Annotated in this window: 20 protein-coding genes; 11 read left to right on the forward strand and 9 right to left on the reverse strand. The window is 74.3% G+C overall.

Going from position 1 to position 16,877, the window contains the following annotated elements:
- Both FHS87_RS06290 and FHS87_RS06295 read left to right on the forward strand, forming a co-directional pair.
- A complete protein-coding gene (locus FHS87_RS06290) occupies positions 1-450 on the forward strand; it encodes a molybdenum cofactor biosynthesis protein MoaE (protein WP_184515019.1) in 450 nt (149 codons plus the stop codon).
- The gene (locus tag FHS87_RS06295) at positions 441-1,817 is read left to right on the forward strand and encodes a hypothetical protein (RefSeq protein WP_246418045.1); all 1,377 of its coding nucleotides are present in this window, start codon (positions 441-443) and stop codon (positions 1,815-1,817) included. The genes FHS87_RS06290 and FHS87_RS06295 overlap by 10 nt, the downstream gene beginning before the upstream one ends.
- A gap of 6 nt (positions 1,818-1,823) precedes the next feature.
- Here FHS87_RS06295 and FHS87_RS06300 read toward each other — a convergent pair whose 3' ends face one another.
- Together FHS87_RS06300 and FHS87_RS06305 are read right to left on the reverse strand one after the other, a co-directional pair.
- Positions 1,824-2,561, reverse strand: a complete 738-nt coding sequence (locus FHS87_RS06300) for a transglycosylase SLT domain-containing protein (protein WP_184515021.1) — start codon at positions 2,559-2,561, stop codon at positions 1,824-1,826.
- A 66-nt stretch (positions 2,562-2,627) separates the two neighbouring features.
- Positions 2,628-3,056, reverse strand: coding sequence for a low affinity iron permease family protein (locus FHS87_RS06305; RefSeq protein WP_184515024.1), 429 nt, complete (start codon positions 3,054-3,056; stop codon positions 2,628-2,630).
- Between the two features lie 181 nt (positions 3,057-3,237).
- On the opposite strand from FHS87_RS06305, the gene FHS87_RS06310 reads away from it, so the two are divergent.
- Positions 3,238-3,693: a hypothetical protein gene (locus FHS87_RS06310; protein ID WP_184515026.1), complete on the forward strand. Its 456-nt coding sequence runs from the start codon at positions 3,238-3,240 to the stop codon at positions 3,691-3,693.
- An 84-nt stretch (positions 3,694-3,777) separates the two neighbouring features.
- Here the strand turns inward: FHS87_RS06310 and FHS87_RS24175 are convergent, their stop codons facing one another.
- Positions 3,778-4,221 carry a PaaI family thioesterase gene (locus tag FHS87_RS24175; protein ID WP_184515028.1) on the reverse strand — a complete coding sequence of 148 codons (444 nt, stop codon included), beginning with the start codon at positions 4,219-4,221 and terminating at the stop codon, positions 3,778-3,780.
- On the reverse strand, positions 4,218-6,293 hold the full coding sequence (locus tag FHS87_RS06320) for a 3-hydroxyacyl-CoA dehydrogenase NAD-binding domain-containing protein (RefSeq protein ID WP_184515030.1): 2,076 nt from the start codon (positions 6,291-6,293) through the stop codon (positions 4,218-4,220). Before FHS87_RS06320 ends, FHS87_RS24175 begins: the two co-directional genes overlap by 4 nt.
- Positions 6,294-6,699: 406 nt before the next feature.
- On the opposite strand from FHS87_RS06320, the gene FHS87_RS06325 reads away from it, so the two are divergent.
- The 7 genes from FHS87_RS06325 to ccmI are packed head-to-tail and all read left to right on the forward strand — an operon-like array spanning position 6,700 to position 11,898.
- Positions 6,700-7,401 (forward strand): heme ABC transporter permease, encoded by a 702-nt coding sequence (locus FHS87_RS06325; protein ID WP_184515032.1) that lies wholly within the window; start codon positions 6,700-6,702, stop codon positions 7,399-7,401.
- Complete coding sequence (locus FHS87_RS06330) at positions 7,398-7,532, forward strand: heme exporter protein CcmD (RefSeq protein WP_184515034.1); 135 nt, start codon at positions 7,398-7,400, stop codon at positions 7,530-7,532. Before FHS87_RS06325 ends, FHS87_RS06330 begins: the two co-directional genes overlap by 4 nt.
- Positions 7,529-8,131: a cytochrome c maturation protein CcmE gene (gene ccmE / locus FHS87_RS06335; protein ID WP_184515037.1), complete on the forward strand. Its 603-nt coding sequence runs from the start codon at positions 7,529-7,531 to the stop codon at positions 8,129-8,131. The genes FHS87_RS06330 and ccmE overlap by 4 nt, the downstream gene beginning before the upstream one ends.
- Positions 8,128-10,089, forward strand: coding sequence for a heme lyase CcmF/NrfE family subunit (locus tag FHS87_RS06340; RefSeq protein WP_184515039.1), 1,962 nt, complete (start codon positions 8,128-8,130; stop codon positions 10,087-10,089). Before ccmE ends, FHS87_RS06340 begins: the two co-directional genes overlap by 4 nt.
- Positions 10,086-10,652 (forward strand): DsbE family thiol:disulfide interchange protein, encoded by a 567-nt coding sequence (locus tag FHS87_RS06345; RefSeq protein WP_184515042.1) that lies wholly within the window; start codon positions 10,086-10,088, stop codon positions 10,650-10,652. Before FHS87_RS06340 ends, FHS87_RS06345 begins: the two co-directional genes overlap by 4 nt.
- Positions 10,653-10,681: 29 nt before the next feature.
- Positions 10,682-11,113: a cytochrome c-type biogenesis protein gene (locus FHS87_RS06350; RefSeq protein WP_184515192.1), complete on the forward strand. Its 432-nt coding sequence runs from the start codon at positions 10,682-10,684 to the stop codon at positions 11,111-11,113.
- A complete protein-coding gene (gene ccmI, locus FHS87_RS06355) occupies positions 11,110-11,898 on the forward strand; it encodes a c-type cytochrome biogenesis protein CcmI (protein WP_184515045.1) in 789 nt (262 codons plus the stop codon). Before FHS87_RS06350 ends, ccmI begins: the two co-directional genes overlap by 4 nt.
- 325 nt (positions 11,899-12,223) lie before the next feature.
- On the opposite strand, the gene FHS87_RS06360 is transcribed toward ccmI, so the two are convergent.
- From FHS87_RS06360 to FHS87_RS06380, 5 genes are all read right to left on the reverse strand, one after another.
- A complete protein-coding gene (locus FHS87_RS06360) occupies positions 12,224-12,478 on the reverse strand; it encodes a hypothetical protein (protein ID WP_184515048.1) in 255 nt (84 codons plus the stop codon).
- A gap of 212 nt (positions 12,479-12,690) precedes the next feature.
- Positions 12,691-13,596, reverse strand: coding sequence for an amino acid ABC transporter ATP-binding protein (locus tag FHS87_RS06365; RefSeq protein ID WP_184515051.1), 906 nt, complete (start codon positions 13,594-13,596; stop codon positions 12,691-12,693).
- A 12-nt stretch (positions 13,597-13,608) separates the two neighbouring features.
- Complete coding sequence (locus FHS87_RS06370) at positions 13,609-14,265, reverse strand: amino acid ABC transporter permease (RefSeq protein ID WP_184515054.1); 657 nt, start codon at positions 14,263-14,265, stop codon at positions 13,609-13,611.
- A complete protein-coding gene (locus FHS87_RS06375) occupies positions 14,262-14,870 on the reverse strand; it encodes an amino acid ABC transporter permease (protein WP_184515057.1) in 609 nt (202 codons plus the stop codon). The genes FHS87_RS06370 and FHS87_RS06375 overlap by 4 nt, the downstream gene beginning before the upstream one ends.
- A 30-nt stretch (positions 14,871-14,900) precedes the next feature.
- Positions 14,901-15,734, reverse strand: a complete 834-nt coding sequence (locus FHS87_RS06380) for a transporter substrate-binding domain-containing protein (RefSeq protein ID WP_184515060.1) — start codon at positions 15,732-15,734, stop codon at positions 14,901-14,903.
- A gap of 168 nt (positions 15,735-15,902) precedes the next feature.
- Between FHS87_RS06380 and FHS87_RS06385 the strand changes: the two genes are divergently transcribed.
- The gene (locus FHS87_RS06385) at positions 15,903-16,877 is read left to right on the forward strand and encodes an isopenicillin N synthase family dioxygenase (protein WP_221299593.1); all 975 of its coding nucleotides are present in this window, start codon (positions 15,903-15,905) and stop codon (positions 16,875-16,877) included.

A 16,877-nucleotide genomic window follows, 5' to 3' on the forward strand; every position in this document is an offset into this window, starting at 1 on the left:
GTGACGCCGACGGTCCGCGTCCAGGAGGCGCCCTTCGACCTCGCCGCCGAGACCGCCGCCCTCTCCGCCGGGCGGGTGGATGTCGGGGGCATCGCCAGCTTCATCGGCCTCTGCCGCGCCGATGACGGGCTGGAGGCGCTGGTGCTGGAGCACTATCCCGGCATGACGGAGCGCTCCATCGCCCGCATCGCGCAGGAGGCGGCGGGGCGCTGGCCGCTCACGGGCTGCACCGTGATCCACCGCCACGGCCGCATCCTGCCCGGGGAGGGCATCGTCCTCGTGCTCGCCGCCAGCCGCCACCGCACGGCGGCGCTGGAGGCCTGCGCCTTCCTGATCGACTGGCTGAAGACCGGCGCCCCCTTCTGGAAGCGGGAGGAATTCGCCACCGGCACCGACCGCTGGGTGGAGGCACGGGCGGAGGACGAGGCGCGCAGAGAGGGATGGGGCTGAGGCCCGCCCTTTCCGTGGCGGCGGGCGGGCTGATGCTCGCCTGGCCGGCGCTTCTCTCGGGCTACCCGCTGGTGTTCAGCGACACCGCCGCCTTCCTGCACCAGACGCTCGGCCCGCTGATGATCTGGGACAAGCCCTGGATCTACGGCCCCATCGCCTCTCTCCTGCACTGGCACGTCACCCTCTGGCCCGTGGTGGCGGCACAGGGGCTGATCCTCTCGCACCTTCTCTGGCTGCTGCTGCGCGCCTTCGGCGGCGGGGCCTCGCCGGGGCGGCACCTGCTCCTCTGCGCGATCGTCGCGGCGCTGACGGCGGCGCCCTTCACGGTCTCCCTCGTCATGCCGGACGCGCTCACCCCCGCGGTGACCCTCGCGGCCCTCCTCCTCGGCTTCGGCCGCGCCGCCCTCTCCCGGGGGGAGGCGCTGTGGCTGGGGGTGCTGGCGGCGCTCGGCACGGCGGCGCATCTGTCGCACCTGCCGATGCTCGGGGCGCTGGCGGTGCTCGTCCTCCTGCTCGCGGGCTGGCGCGCGGCGGCGTGGCTGGCGCTGCCGCTGGCCGGGGCCGCGGCCCTCCTGCTGGCGACGAATCTCGCGGGGCACGGGCGGCCCTCCCTCTCGCCCTATGGCGCCACCTTCCTCCTCGCCCGGATGGTGGCGAACGGCCCGGCGCTGCGCACGATCGAGGCGCGCTGCCCCGAGGCCGGCTGGGCGCTCTGCGCCTTCAAGGGAGGGCTCGCCCCCTTCGGCCCCGAGGCCTGCCGCCTCCGCGACTGCCCGCGGGACCTGCTGGCGAGCGACATCTTCCTCTGGGACCCCGCCAGCCCGGTGAACCGGGACGAGGCCGGGCAGCCCCGCTTCCTCGGCGGCCGCGCCCTCTCGGGCGAGGCCCGCGCCATCGTCGCGGAGACGGTCGCGCGCGAGCCCCTGGCCGTGGCCGGGCACGCGCTGCGGGATACCTTCCGCCAGCTCGCCGCCAACCGCGTGGGGGACACGCTGGAGCGGCGCCATATCGGCGAGGGCGTGCTCGGTGCCGTCGCCCTTTTCAGCGAGGCGGAGGCGGCGCGGCTCCGGGCGGGGGCGCAGTGGCGGGGCGCGATGCCGGAACTGGCGGTGCCGCTCCTCTGGCCCCAGGCGCCGGCCCTGCTGCTGGGGGCGGGGGCGCTCGCCCTGCTGGGCTGGCGTGCCAGGCGGGACCGGGCGCTTCTCGGCCTGGCGCTGGGGATCGGGGTGGGCATCCTCGCCAACGCCTTTGCCACCGGCGCGCTGAGCGGGCCGCATGACCGCTACGGGGCGCGGCTGACCTGGGTGGTGCTGGCGGGGGCCTTCGTCCTCGCCGCGCGCGAGATGCGGGGCCGGGAGGCGCGCTGAGCGCCCTCAGCGCCGGAGGCAGGCCATGCGCGGCCGGGACTGGCGCGGCACGGGCACGGGCCGGCTCACCCCGGGACGCATGAAGCGCCGGGCCTCCGCCGCGCCGCCCACCAGCAGGGCCGGCTGCAGCCCGGGCGCGCAGAGATTGGCCAGGCCCCGCATCGCCGGCAGGGGCACCGCCCCCCCGCGCCCCCAGACGGCGCCGAGCCGCGCGAGCGCCACGCGGCGGTTATAGGCGGCGCCCCGCTCGGGCTCGCCGGAATGGTAGCGCCCGATCGCCTCCCCCCAGTCCGGCGCGGCGCCGCGCAGCCGCAGGAGGAAGCGGGCGGCGTAGCGGGCATTGGCCAGGGGGTCGAAGGCGGCTTCCAGGCTGGGGAAGGCGTCGGGGTGGTGCAGGAGGTTCACCTGCATGCAGCCGACATCGACCGAGCGCTGCCCGCGCGCCAGCAGCGCCGCCACCGCCGCGACCGCCGCGGCCTTGCTCGGCGCGGAGCCGCCCTCCCCGCCCGCGTTCCAACTCCAGGGCCAGGGCTCCGGCCGGCCGGAGGGAGCGGCGCGGCCGGATTCCACGAGGGCGATGGCCCCCAGCAAACCCTCCGGGATGCCCGATCCCGGCTCCACCGCGGCGATCGCCCGGCGGCAGGCGGACCAGTCGTCGCCCGCCCCCTGGGCGCGGGCGGGGGCGGCGACCGGGGCCGCGAGGGCGGCGCCGAGCAGCAGGGCGGTCAGGCGGGGGCGCGACATGGCCCGCTCCTCGCCACCAGGGCGGATGGGGTCAAGGGGGACGCGCGGGAACGGGTGGGACCGGGATCAGCTCGTCGCCGCGTCGGCGGCCTCGGCGGCCCGGCGGTTGGCATAGGCCTGGGCATCGTCGGCCGCCTCGGCCATGCGGGCGCGCTGCTCGCAGGTGGCGCGGATCTCGTCCAGCTCCTCCTCCGTCAGGTGCTCGATCCCGATGAAGGCGTTGCCCGCCGCGCTGGTGCGGATCAGCTCGTCCAGCTTCGCCTGGATGGCCGCGCCGTCGCGGTTTTGGGTGTTCTGGATGAGGAACACCATGAGGAAGGTGACGATGGTCGTGCCCGTGTTGATGACGAGCTGCCAAGTGTCGGAGAAGTTGAAGAGCGGCCCGGAGACGGCCCAGACGAGCACCACGCCCACGCAGGCGGCGAAGGTGAGCGGCCGCCCGGCCGCGTGCGCCACCCGGCTCGCCACGTCGCTGAACATCTTGGAAAGGGACATCGGGAATCGGCCGCCGCAGTGGATATCGGGGAGCTGGGAATCCAGCCCTGCATGGCACAAGGGATAGCAGGGGCCGGCGGGGCGCGCCTTTCCGCGATTTCATCCCGCCTTCATACTGAACGCCCGCCGCGCAACCCGGCCGCCGGCCGGGCGATAGCCCCTCGACACCCCGGAGGGACCCATGCACGCCAAGATCACCGTCCACGCCAGCCCCGAGCGCCTCTTCGCCTGGCTGTCCGAGCCCGGGAACGCCCGCCACTGGTTCGCCCATCTGCGCCACGCGGTGGAGGGGCTGCCCGATCCCGGGCTGAAGCCGGACGAGGACGCGATGACGATCCGCTGGAGCACGGCGCCGGCGGGGGAGATGGTGGTGAGCGGCCGGGGCGCCGTCGCCGACCTCTCCCTCACCTTCACCGAGGGCGACCACGAGCCGGAGCCGCCGGCCGAGGAGATGAGCCCGGACGACGCCCCGACGAATGCGGGCAACGCGCTGCGGAGCATCAAGAGCCATGTCGAGGCCGCCGAGGGCGGCGACCCCGACCTCCACACGCCCGGCATCGTCTCCCGCGAGGATGCGGAGGAGGCCGAGCGCGAGATCGAGGCCGACCCGGAGAACAGCGGCACCCCGCTGCGCTGAGTGCGGCCGCTGCGCTAGCGCAGCCGCTGCGCTGAGGCGCGGCCCGCGTGTCGATGGTTGCCGGGGCCGCGCGCCCCGGCGCCGTCAGGCCCCGGCCTCCCGCGGCGTGCCGGGCCTGGCCGCCAGCACCTTCCACACCCCGTCCCCGGCGGCGACGCGGCGATCGCCGACCGTGATCATGCCGCGCACGAAGACGACCGACTTGGCCAGCCGGATCACCTCGCCCCGCGCCTCCAGGAACTCGCCCGGCTGGGCGGCGGCGAGGAAATGGGTGTTCATCTGCATGGTCACGGAGGGGCGCAGGCCCGTCGCGTGCCAGACCGTCATGCCCATCGTGTTGTCCAGCAGCGTCATCAGCAGCCCGCCATGGACGATGCCGTGGAGGTTGGTGTGGCGCGGCTCGGCCAGCACGCCATAGGCCCAGCCATCCCCCTCCGGGCGCGCCCAGAGCGGGCCGGTCAGCTCGGCGAAGCCGGAAGGCGCGCGCTTCGCCCAGCCAGCCGCCTCGGGGTCGAAGGCGCCGCTCACGCCGCCTTCTCGTCCAGGGAGGCGAAGCCCTGCCCGGCCTCGGCGAGGCGCACCAGCAGGGGCGCGGGCTCCAGGCTCTCGTCGCCCGAGGCCCGGGCGAACTCCCGCAGCCGCCCGACGATGCGGGGCAGCCCCAGGCTGTCCGCGTGGAACATCGGCCCGCCCGTCACCGCCGGCCAGCCATAGCCGTTGAGCCAGACGGTATCGATGTCCCCCGCCCGCGCCGCGATCCCCTCCTCCAGGATGCGGGCGCCCTCGTTGATCATGGGGAAGAGCAGGCGCTCGGTGATCTCCTCCCGCCCGATCGGGCGGCGGGTGACGCCCTGCTCGGCCGAGACGCGCTCGATGATGGCGACCACCTCGGGGTCCGGCACGCCGGTGCGCCCGTCGGCGGAGTAGTCGTAGTAGCCGCGCTTCGTCTTCTGGCCGAGCCGCCCGGCCTCGACCAGCGCGTCGGCCACCGGGGCCTTCTTCCCCGTGGCCTGGCGGATGCGCCAGCCGATGTCGAGCCCGGCGAGGTCGCCCATGGCGAACGGCCCCATGCGGAAGCCGAAGGCGTTCAGCGCCGCGTCCACCTCCTCCGGCAGCGCGCCCTCGATCAGCAGGCGCTCGGCCTGGGCGGTGCGGCGGGCGAGCATGCGGTTGCCGATGAAGCCGTAGCAGACGCCCGAAACCACCGGCACCTTGGCCAGCTTGCGCCCGAGTTCCATGGCGGTGGCCAGCGCGTCGGGCGCCGTCCTCTTCCCGCGCACGACCTCCAGCAGCTTCATGACATTGGCGGGGGAGAAGAAGTGCATCCCCAGCACGTCGGCGGGGCGGGAGGTGGAGGCGGCGATCTCGTCCACGTCGAGATAGGAGGTGTTGGTGGCCAGGATCGCGCCGGGCTTGGCGACCGTCTCCAGCTTGCCGAAGATCTCCTTCTTCAGCCCCATCTCCTCGAAGACGGCCTCGACGACCACGTCGGCGCCCGCCGCGGCATCGAGCCCGACCTTCCCCTCGATCAGCCCCATCCGCTTCGCCCGTGCCTCCTCGGTCAGGCTGCCGCGCTTGACGGAGGTGGCGTAGTTCCCGGCCACGCGCTCCAGCCCGCGCTGGAGGTTCTCCTCGCTCGTCTCGATCAGCGTCACGGGGATGCCGGCATTGGCGAAGCACATGGCGATGCCGCCGCCCATCGTGCCCCCGCCGATCACCGCCGCCCGCTCCACGCGGCGGGGCTGCGTCCCCCGGGGCAGGCCGGGGATGCGGGCCGCCGCGCGCTCGGCGAGGAAGACGTGGCGCAGCGCCTTGCTGCGGGGGTCGTCCCTCAGCCGGAGGAAATGGGCGCGCTCGGCCGCCATGCCCTCCTCGAAGGGCAGGTCGAAGGCGGCGCGCACGGCCTCCACGCAGGCGGCGACGCTCGGGTTGTCGGCGTTCTTCAGCAGACCGGCGGCGGCCTCCTCGAAGGCCTCGCGGTCCTCGGGGGCGCCCCGGTCCCGCGCCGGGGTGGGGCGGCCCGTTTCCGCCAGGCGCAGGGCGAGGGCGCGGGCGGCGCCGACCACGTCCTCGGCGACCTCCTCCACCAGCCCTATGGCCTTCGCCGCCTCGGCGGAGACGGGGTTGCCGTCGGCCATCAGCTTCAAGGCGGGGGCGGCGCCGACCAGCCGGGGCAGGCGCTGCGTGCCCCCCGCGCCCGGCAGCAGGCCGAGCTTCACCTCGGGCAGGCCGAGCTTCGCGCCCGGCGCCGCGACGCGGGCATGGCAGCCCAGCGCCACCTCCAGCCCGCCGCCCAGCGCCGCGCCGTTGATGGCGGCGACCACGGGCTTCGCGAGGGATTCGAGCGAGGCGATCGCCTCGGGCAGGGTGGGCGGCACGGGGGGCTTGCCGAACTCGGTGATGTCGGCGCCCGCGATGAAGGTTCGGCCCTCGGCCGTGACGACCACGGCGCGGACGGAAGGGTCGGCCTCCGCCGCCTCCGCCGCCCGCTTCAGCCCGCCGCGAACGGCCGCGCTGAGGGCGTTGACGGGCGGGTTGGCGATGCGGATCACCGCGACGCCCTCCTCGACCACGGATGTCACGGGCTCTTCCTGGGCCATGCCGGCTCCCTTCTCTCCCCGGCAAATCCTTGTTTTCCGTCAGGAAACAGGATTTCAGCCGCGGGGGAGGAAAGAGCCGGGCGCCGCCGCCGTCAAGCGCCGCCCCCCTGCCCCGGCCGGCGCGAGCCGCTCCCGGCATCCCGGGGCGCCCGGAGACGTCCGGGGGGCACCGGGGTCTTGGGGAGCGCGCGGGGCGCCCCTATCTGCGCGAATGGCGGACGGGGCTTGCGATGCATCAATTCCAGCGCGGGCCAGGGCACGCTAAACCCCCGCAGCCGCCCCCCGCGACCGGGGCACCCGACCAACGCCGACCGGCCCTTTCTGGACCCCAGCCCTGACCACCCCCGCGCCCTTCCTCCACCGCTTCGCCAATCCCGGACGCTTCCTCCGGGCGACGTCGCGGCTGATGCCGTGGCTCTGGGCGGCGTCGCTGGCCGTGCTGCTGCCGGCGGCGGCCTGGGCGCTGCTCCTCTCCCCCGCGGACTGGCAGCAGGGGGAGACGGTGCGGATCATGTACGTCCATGTCCCCATGGCCTGGCTCGCCATGTCCGGCTATGCCGGCCTCGCCCTCGCCTCGGCCGTCGCGCTGATCTGGAAGCACCCGCTGGCCGATCTCGCGGCGCGGGAGATCTCCCCCGTGGGGGCCGTGGCCACCGCCCTCTGCCTCGCCACCGGCAGCCTCTGGGGACGGCCGATGTGGGGCACCTGGTGGGCCTGGGACGCGCGGATGACCTCCGTGCTCGTGCTCTTCTTCCTCTGGATGGGCCATGCTGCCATCACCCGCGCCTTCGAGGACGAGGAGCGGGGCGCGCGGATGGGCGCCATCCTCGCCCTCGTCGGGGTGGTGAACCTGCCGATCGTGAAGTTCTCGGTGGACTGGTGGAACACGCTGCACCAGCCCGCAAGCGTCGCGCGGATGGGCGGGCCGTCCCTACACGTCTCCATGCTCGGGCCGCTGATCGCATGCGCGGTCGGCTTCTCCCTTCTCTTCGCCACCCTCGTCCTCGCGCGGGTGCGGGCGGCGGTGATGGAGCGGCGGGTGCAGGCGCTCGAACTCGCCCGCGCGCGGGAGGCGGACCGCGCGCCGGCGGAGGCGCTGCCGGCATGACACCCCATATGATCAGCGTGGCCGCGGCCTGGGGGCTGGCGGCGATCGGCTTCGGCGGGCTCGCCCTCGGGGCCGCCTGGCGGCACCGCGCGGCGGCGCGGCGGTTGAAGGAACTGGAGCGGGCGCGATGAGCGGCGCGGCGAGCACGATACGGCGCGGCGGCGGCCTCGGGGTCGCGGCCGCGAAACGGCGGCGGCGGATCTGGGTGATGGCGCTCTGCGGCCTCGGCATCGGCGCCGCGGCGGCGCTGGCGCTGACGGCCTTCCAGGACAACCTCGTCTTCTTCCGCTCCCCCTCGGACATCGTTGCCGCCGCCCCGCCCGACGGCCGGGCCTTCCGCCTGGGCGGGCTGGTCGAGGCCGGGAGCGTGGTGAGGGACGGCGCCGAGGCCCGATTCCGCGTGACGGACGGCGCGAACACGATCGCCGTCACCTATCGCGGCGTGCTGCCGGACCTCTTCCGGGAGGGCCAGGGCGTGGTGGCGCTGGGCAAGCTGCGCCCCGATGGCGGCTTCGCGGCCAGCGAGGTGCTCGCCCGCCACGACGAGACCTACATGCCGCCCGAGGTGAAGGACGCGCTGCAGCGCTCCGGCCACTGGAACCCGGAGCAGGGCGCGGCGCCGCCCGCCTCCGGCTGGAACACGATGCAGACCAGCGGGCAGACCAGCGGGCAGACCAGCGGGCAGACCACTGGGCAACCCCCTGCGCAGCCGACCAGGACGGGCGGATGATTCCTGAACTCGGGCACTTCGCCCTCGCCCTCGCCCTCGCCCTCTCGCTCGCCCAGGCGGTGCTGCCGCTGATCGGGGCGCAGCGCCGGGATGCCAGGCTGATGGCGGCCGGACCGGGGCTGGCCATCGGCGTGCTGGTGGCCGTCGGCGCCGCCTTCGCCGCCCTGCTCCGCTCCTTCGCGGTGAACGACACCACCGTCTCCAACGTGGTGCAGAACAGCCACTCGGCGAAGCCGATGCTCTACAAGCTCGCCGGCGCCTGGGGGAACCACGAGGGCTCGATGGTCCTCTGGGTGCTGATCCTCGCCCTCTGCGGCGCGGCGGTCGCGGGCTTCGGGCGCAACCTGCCGAGCGGGCTGCGGGCGCGGGTGCTCGCGGTGCTCGGCATGATCGGGGCGGGCTTCCTCGCCTTCGTCCTCGCGACCTCCAACCCCTTCCTCCGGGTCTGGCCACCGGCGGTGGACGGGCAGGGCCTCAACCCCGTGCTGCAGGACCCCGGCCTCGCCTTCCACCCGCCGCTGCTCTACCTCGGCTATGTCGGCACGGCCGTCACCTTCGCCTTCGCCATCGCCGCCCTCATCGAGGGGCGGGTGGACGCGGCCTGGGGGCGCTGGGTGCGGCCCTGGGCGCTGGCCTCCTGGTCCTTCCTGACGCTCGGCATCGCGCTCGGCTCCTGGTGGGCCTATTACGAGCTGGGCTGGGGCGGCTACTGGTTCTGGGACCCCGTGGAGAACGCCTCCCTCCTGCCCTGGCTCGCGGGCTGCGCCCTGCTGCACTCGGCCATTGTGGTGGAGAAGCGGGAGGCGCTGAAGACCTGGTCGGTGCTGCTGGCCATCCTCGCCTTCTCCATGTCGCTGCTCGGCACCTTCCTCGTGCGCTCGGGGGTGCTGAACTCCGTCCACGCCTTCGCCAACGATCCCGAGCGCGGCGTCTTCATCCTCGCGCTGCTGGTCATCACCATGGGCGGGGCCTTCGCCCTCTTCGCCTGGCGGGCGCCCTCCCTGGCGCCGACGGGCCTCTTCGCCCCCCTCTCGCGGGAGGGGGCGCTGGTGCTGAACAACCTGCTCCTCTGCACCATCGCGGCGGTGGTGCTGGCCGGCACGCTCTACCCCATGTTCGCGGACCTCATGCTGCGGGCGAAGATCTCGGTCGGCCCGCCCTTCTACCAGGCGACCGTCTTCCCCCTCGCCCTGCCGCTGATCCTCGCCATGGCGGCCGGGCCGCTGATGGCCTGGAAGCGCGCGAAGCCCTGGCCGGTGCTGCAGCGTCTGTGGTGGGTGGCCGCCATCTCCTTCGGCGCCATCGCCCTCGTCTGGCTCGTGCAGGGCAAGCCGGTGCTGCCGGCCCTCGGCTTCGGCGCGGCGCTCTGGCTCATTCTCGGCGCGCTGGCCGATGTGGCGGAGCGCATCGCCCTCTTCTCCCGGCCCCGCGCGGCCCTGGCCCGCGCGCGCGGCCTGCCCCGCGCGGCCTGGGGCGGGGCGGTGGCCCATGCGGGCTTCGGCATCACCCTGCTCGGCATGGCCGGGATGGGACTGGCGACCGAGCGCCTCACGGCCGTGAGCCCGGGGGAGAGCGTGTCGCTCGGCGGCTATGAGTGGCGGCTGGAGGGCGTGCGCGACGTGACCGGCCCGAACTGGACGAGCCGCCGCGCGACCGTCACCGTCACCCGGGACGGTGCGCCCGTGACGGTGCTGGAGCCGGAGAAGCGCAACTTCGCCCTCTCCCGCCAGAGCACGACGGAGGCCGCCATCCACACGACCTGGGCGTCCGACCTCTACGCCGTGATGGGCGAGGAGGAGGGCGGGCGGGCCACGCTGCGCCTGCACCACAACCCGCTCGCGCCCTGGATCTGGCTCGGCGGCGCCTTCATGGCGCTGGGCGGTGCCCTCTCGCTCTCGGATCGCCGCGCCCGCGTCGGCGCCCCGGCCCGCCGCTCGGCGGAGGCGGCGCGGGCATGAGCGCGAGCACCTCCCGCCGCGCCCTGCTCTGGGCGCCGCTCGGCCTCGCCGCCGCGGGCGGGGTGGGCTTCTGGGCGATGCTGCGCGGGATGAAGGACGGTTCCTACGACCCCCGCGGCGTGCCCTCCGCCCTGCTCGGCAAGCCGGCCCCGGCCCTGACCCTGCCGGCGGTGGAGGGGGTGGACACGCCCGGCTTCGCGCCGGACGCCCTCGCCTCCCCCGGCTCGCCCGTGCTGGTGAACTTCTGGGCCTCCTGGTGCGTGCCCTGCGTGGTGGAGCACCCGCAACTCGTGGCACTGCAGAGGCGCGGCGTCCGCATCCTCGGGGTGAACTACAAGGACCGGCCGGCCGAGGCCGCGAAGTTCCTCGCCCGCCACGGCAATCCCTTCGCCGGCCTCGTCGCCGATGCCGATGGGCGGGCCGGGATCGAGTACGGGCTCTACGGCGTGCCCGAGACCTATCTGCTCGACGGGGGCGGCATCATCCGCTGGCGCTGGGCCGGGCCGATGACGCCGGACACGCTCTCGGCCGAGCTGGACCCGCTGCTCAGGCGCCACGCGTGAGACGGCTCGCCCTCACCCTGTTGCTCGCCATGGGCCTGCTGACGGGCGGCGCCCTCGCCGTGGGCCGCCCCGCCGAGATGCTGCCCGACCCCGCCGCGGAAGCGCGCGCCCAGGAGATCGGGCGCGAGCTGCGCTGCATGGTCTGCCAGAACCAGTCCATCGAGGACAGCGAGGCCGACCTCGCCCGCGACCTCCGCCGCCTCGTGCGGGAGCGGGTGGCGGCGGGCGAGTCCAGCGATTCCGTGCGCGACTACGTCCATGCCCGCTACGGCGACTTCGTCCTGCTGCGCCCGCCCTTCAACCTGGTCACCGCCCCGCTCTGGGCGCTGCCCGTGATCGTGCTGGGCCTCGGCGCCCTCACCCTCCTGCGGATGCGCCGCCGCACCGCGGCCCGCCCCGGCCCCGCGCCGCTGAGCGAGGAGGAGCGCGCCCGCCTGGCCGCGCTGGAGCGCGACATTTGACCTGGATCCTTGCCGGGGCGCTGGCCCTCGCGGCGCTGCTGCCGCTCGCCCTGGTCATCTGGCGCCCCGCCCGCGCCCTCGACCGCGGCGCCGCCGACCGCGCCCTCTACCGCGCCCAGCTCGCCGAGTTGGAGCGGGACCGCGCCCTCGGCCGGCTGGACGAGGCGGCCCATGCCGCCGCCCTGATCGAGGTGCAGCGCCGGCTGCTCGCCGTGCCGGAGGCCGCCCTGGCGCGGCTCGGCGGGCGCGGGCCGCTGATCGCCGGGCTGGCCTTCATCCCCGCCCTCGCCTTCGCGATCTACTTCCTGAACGGCCTGCCCGGCATGCCCTCGGCCACCTTCGCCGAGCGGCAGGACGCGACGGCGCGGGACGAGGCGCTGCTCGCCCAGCTCCGCGCGCGGCTCGCCGCCATTCCCGCCGGCAACCCCGCCGCGCGCCAGGGATGGCTGCTGCTGGCCGAGGCCGAGCGCAACCGCGGCCGCCACGCCGAGGCCGCCGCCGCCTATGCCGAGGTGCTGCGCGCGGGCTTCGACCCCGACATCGCCGCCCAGCGCGCCCAGGTGCTGCTGGAGGCCGGGAGGGTGGAGGAGGCCGCCGCCTCTCTCTCGGATTCCCTGCCCCGCGCGCCGGAGCATGTGGGGCTGCGCTTCCTCTCCGGCCTCGCCGAGGCTCAGGCCGGGCGCCCGGCCGTGGCCCGCGCCGCCTGGACGGCCCTGCTCGCCTCCGCGCCGGAGGGGGCGCCCTGGCGGGGCATGGTGGAGCGGCGCATGCAGGCACTGCCGTAAGCGCGCGCCGTTCGGGACGGCGATGCGCGCCCCAGCCGCGCCTGCTGCGGGCGGACCGGGCATTCTCCGCCACCGTCGTCTCTATGGCGGATGGCTGCGTCTACCGTATCCCGCGCTTCTCGATCCGACGAAGGGGCATGGGGCCGTGCAGCGCGTACAGGACGAGGCCCGACGAGCCGGGCCGACACGCGCCGCGGGCGCGGCGGGGCTAAACGCTCCGCAGATGACCGATCTCATCCACTCCGTCACCTGGTTCGCGAATGCCAAGGAGCCACTGGCCGCCCGGCCGCGAAAAGGTGGGACCCGCCCCCGGACCGCTCCCCTGTCACGGGAGCAAGCCCGCCTGCCGGGCCTGGCGGAGGCAGGCCTGCGTGACCTCGGCGCGCACGATCGCGCTGTTGATGTCGAGCGTGCCGAACGGGCCGTAGACCCTGTCCTCGGCGGCGGCACCGCGCATCTGGCAGGCATAGACCGGGTCCGCGGCGGCCGTGGGCGCCGCAACCTGCCCCGGCCCGCCGCCGGCACAGCCCGCCAGCAGCAGGAGCGATCCCAGGCCGGTTCCGCGTGCGAGCCCGATCATCGGCACCTCCTGTGTCATCAAGGGCCATAACGGCCGAGCGCCCCGGTTCGTTCCGCGCGCCGAATCGGCGGGCACCGCGGCGCCCCGTCCGATCTCCTCCTGCGGGAAGGTCGCGGGACGCTCCGGCGGGCGATGGTCGCCGTCGGGGCTCCCGGGCGATGGTTCAGGAGGAGCCAGCGGCCGGAAATCGACGGCCGCGGCCTTCGTCCGCGTCATCTGGCGGCGCGCGGTCCTGCCACGGGCAGGCCCTCGCCCGGCGGGTTCGCCGCGGCGTCGAGCAGGGGGAAGCGCGCGGGCGCCTCGGCCGGGGCGGGCGAGGCGGCGTCGATGAGCGGGAAGCCCGCGGGCGCGGCGGCCTGCACGGGCATGGCCGGCGCTTCCGGCTCCGGCGCCCAGGCGACGCGCTGGAGATAGGTGGAGAGGAAGCGGCGCAGGCGCGGCTCCTCGGCGTCCCGGAACACCGCCCTCGCCGGCCCGTCCACCAGCACGCGCCCGTGGTCGAGGAAGACGGCGCGGGAGGCGACGGAGGCGACGAAGCCCATCTCGTGCGAGACGACGAGCATCGTCATCCCCGTCTCCGCCAGCCCGCGGATGACGTCCAGCACCTCCGTCGTCAGCTCGGGGTCGAGGCTGGCCGTGGGCTCGTCGAAGAGGATGAGGCGCGGCTCCATGGCCAGCGTCCGCGCGATGGCCACGCGCTGCTGCTGCCCGCCCGAGAGCTGCGCCGGGCGGCGGTCGGCGAATTTGGCGAGGCCCACGCGGTCCAGCATGGCCCGCGCGCGCTCCCCCGCCTCCGCGCGGCTCATCTTCCGCACGAGGCGGAGCGCGAGCGCCACGTTCTCCCCCGCCGTCAGGTGCGGCCAGAGGTTGAACTGCTGGAAGACCATGCCGATCGTGCCGTCCCCCGGCACCGCCGCCCGCCCCTCCACCAGCACGCGCCCGCCCGTCAGCGGGTCGAGCCCCGCGATGCAGCGGAGGAGGGAGGACTTGCCCGAGCCGCTGGGGCCGATGAGGCCGACCACCTGGCCGCGCTCCACCGAGAGGTCGATGCGGTCGAGGATCTGCGTGTCGCCGACGCGGCGCTCCAGTCCCTCGGCCAGCAGGAAGGGTGCGGTCATCGGGCGTTTCCCTTACGCGGTGCCGAGGGTGGCGCGGGCGATCCCGCGCTCCAGCCTTCGCGCGGCGAAGGCGGTGAGTTCCACCAGCAGCCAGTAGCTCAGCGCCAGCGCCGCCATGGTCTGGGCGAAGGCGAAGCTCGCGCTGCCGACGCCGGAGACGGTGAAGGTCAGCTCCGGCACGGTGATGATGGAGAGGATAGCGGTCTCCTTGATGAGGATTACCGCGAGATTGGCGAGCGCCGGCAGGACGGAGAGCGCCATCTCCGGCAGCAGGATGCGCGCGATGGTCTGGTTCGTGGAAAGGCCGAGCAGCCGCGCCGCCTCCGTATGGCCGGGCGGGATGGCGAGGAAGCCGCCGCGGAACACCTCGCTGAAATAGGCCGCCGCATAGACCGAGAGGGCGAGCCATCCCGCGACGATCGGGGTGAGGTCCAGACCGATGAAGGGCCCGCCGTAGTAGAGGAGGAAGGCCTGCACCACGAAGGGCACGCCGCGCACGGCCTCCACCAGCACGGCCAGCAGCACGTTCAGCACGCGCGGCCCGAAATGGCGGAGGCAGGCCACCAGCACGCCCACCGCCAGCCCCGTGGCGACGGAGGCCAGCCAGATCCCGACCGTCAGCGGCAATCCGCGCGCGACGGCCAGGAGGGTTTCCGAGACGACGTTCATGCCCGCCGCCGCTCCCAGCCGATGGCCATCAGCACGAAGTTGATGGCGAGGTAGATCGCGCCGCAGAGCGCGTAGGATTCGAGCGGCATGAAGGTGGAGGATGCCAGCGCCTGGGAGGCGCGCGTCAGCTCCAGGATGCCGACGAGCGAGACGAGGGAGGAGGCCTTCATGATCATGATCGCCTCCCCCACGATGGCCGGGCGCATGGCGCGGGCCGCGATGGGCAGGCGGATGCGGAGGAAGGACTGCGCGCGGGTGAGCCCGAGCAGCCGCGCCGCCTCCACCGCGCCCGGCGGCACGGTGGCCAGCCCCCCGCGCAGGATCTCCGCCATATAGGCCGCGCAGCACAGGCCGAGCGTGCCCACCGCCGCCGCGATGGCCGGGATGTCGATGCCGAGGAAGGGCAGCGCGTAATAGGCCAGGAGGAGCTGCACCAGCAGCGGCACGCCGCGGAAGAAGCTGATGTAGACCGCCGCGAAGGCGCGCAGCCCGCGCGGCCCCGATGTCGCGGCGGCCGCGATCCCAGCCCCTGCGACGAAGCCGAGCGCGATGGCGGCGAGCGACACCGCCACCGTCGCCGCCGCGCCCCGCATCAGCGCGGGCATCGCCTCCTGGATAAAGGTCGGGTCCAAAGGCTAGACCTGCGGCGGGGGAACGGTGTCGGGCGTCTCGAAGGACTGGCCGAACCACTTCGTCTGCAGCGCGGCGAGGCGGCCGTCGTTGCGCATCTTCACGATGGTCGCGTCCAGCGCGTCCATCAGCGGGGCGGAATCCGCGTCCTTGCGGCCGATATAGCCGAAATAGGACTTAGCGCCGAAAGGCGGCTGCACCACGGAGAAGACGTTCGGCCGCTGCTTCGCGACATAGGCGATGTTCGGCAGCGAGTTCGCCACCGCCACCACGCGCCCGGCCGCGAGATCGGCATAGGCCTCGGAGAAGGACTGGTACTCGCGGATCGGCGGCGTGCTGCCCGGCAGCGTCGCGACGAAGGCCTGGAACTGGGCGAGCTGCGCCGTGGCCGTGGCGCAGCCGAGCTGCCTGCCCGCGATGTCCTGCGGCTTGGTGATGCTCGTGTCCCGCGCGCTCTTGAGCAGGGCCACCGTCGCCTCGGCGACGGGCACGGAGAAGCGGTAGCGCTCGGCGCGCGCCCTGGTGATGGTGGCGGGGCCGCCGACGAGGTCGTAGCGGCCGGCCTCCAGCCCCGGCAGCACGGCGGGCCACGGCAGGTCCTGGAAGGTGACCTTCACGCCGATGTCCTTCGCGAACTCGGCGAAGAGCTCGGCGTTCAGCCCGGACTGCCTGCCGCCCTCGGTGAAGTCGAAGGGGGCGAAGTGCATCTCGGTGGCGACAACCAGCTCGCCCGCGCGCTTCGCCTTCTCCAGGTTGTTCGCCGCGGCGCGGCGGATGAAGGCCGCGGCGAGGCCCGTGCCTAAGGTGGCGGCGCCGAGGCCGCGTCGGGTGATGCTCATCCTGCTTCTCCTGCGGCCCCGGGAATCCGGCCGCCTTTCCGGGCGATGTTGACCGTGCCGTTACGCTTCCGCCAGCCATGCCGAACTTGACATGACAGGTCATAACCGTAACCATCCCGGCGCCGGTCGATCAAGGCCCCCAACAGGACCGGACTGGAGGCGAAGCGCATGGTGGACATGACCTCTCTCCCCGTGATCGACGTGTCCGGACTGGTCACGGGATCAGCAAGCGCCGTGCCGCAGGTGGGCGCAGCCATCCGCGACGCCTGCACCGGGCCGGGCTTCTTCTACGTCTCCGGCCACGGCGTGCCGGAGGCCGTCATCTCGGGTGCGGTCGGCGCCGCGCGCGACTTCTTCCACCTGCCTCCCGAGACGAAGGAGCGGGTGCGCGCCAACAAGCTGCATCGCGGCTGGCACGCCATGGGCGGCGCGCTGATGGAGGGCGCGAAGCACACGGACCGCAAGGAGTTCTTCTCCATCGGGCTGGAGCTGCCCGAGGACGACCCCGCCGTGCTCGCCGGCGAGGCGCTGCGCGGGCCGAACCAGTGGCCGGACTTCGCCCCCTCCCTGCGCCCGGCCATGTCCGCCTATTACGACGCCATGCTCGCCCTCGGCGGGCGGCTGCTGCGGGCCGTGGCGGTGGGCCTGGATCTCGACGAGGGCTTCTTCGCCCCGCGCTACACCAAGCCCCTCCAGCGCACCCAGGCCATCTTCTACCCGCCCCAGGATGTGGGCGCGGAGGAGGAGGTCTATGGCGTGGCGCCGCACACCGATTTCGGCTGCATCACCCTTCTCTGGCAGGACGACAACGGCGGGTTGCAGGTGCGCGAGCGACGGAGCGGCGGCTGGATCGACGCCCCTCCCCTCCCCGGCACGCTGGTGGTGAATGTGGGCGACCTCCTGGGGCGCTGGAGCAACGACCGCTTCGCCTCCACCCCGCACCGCGTGGTGAACCGCAGCGGGCGGGAGCGCATGTCTATCGCCACCTTCCACGACCCCGACTTCGGCGCGGTGATCGACCCCCGCGAGCTCGGCACGCCGGCGGGGGAGGCGCGCTACGAGCCGATCACGGCGGGGCGCCATATCCTCAACCGCTTCGACCAGGCCTTCGGCTACCGCAAGGCGGTTGCGGCGGCGGGCTGA

This window comes from Muricoccus pecuniae (assembly GCF_014199205.1).
GTDB lineage: Bacteria > Pseudomonadota > Alphaproteobacteria > Acetobacterales > Acetobacteraceae > Roseomonas > Roseomonas pecuniae.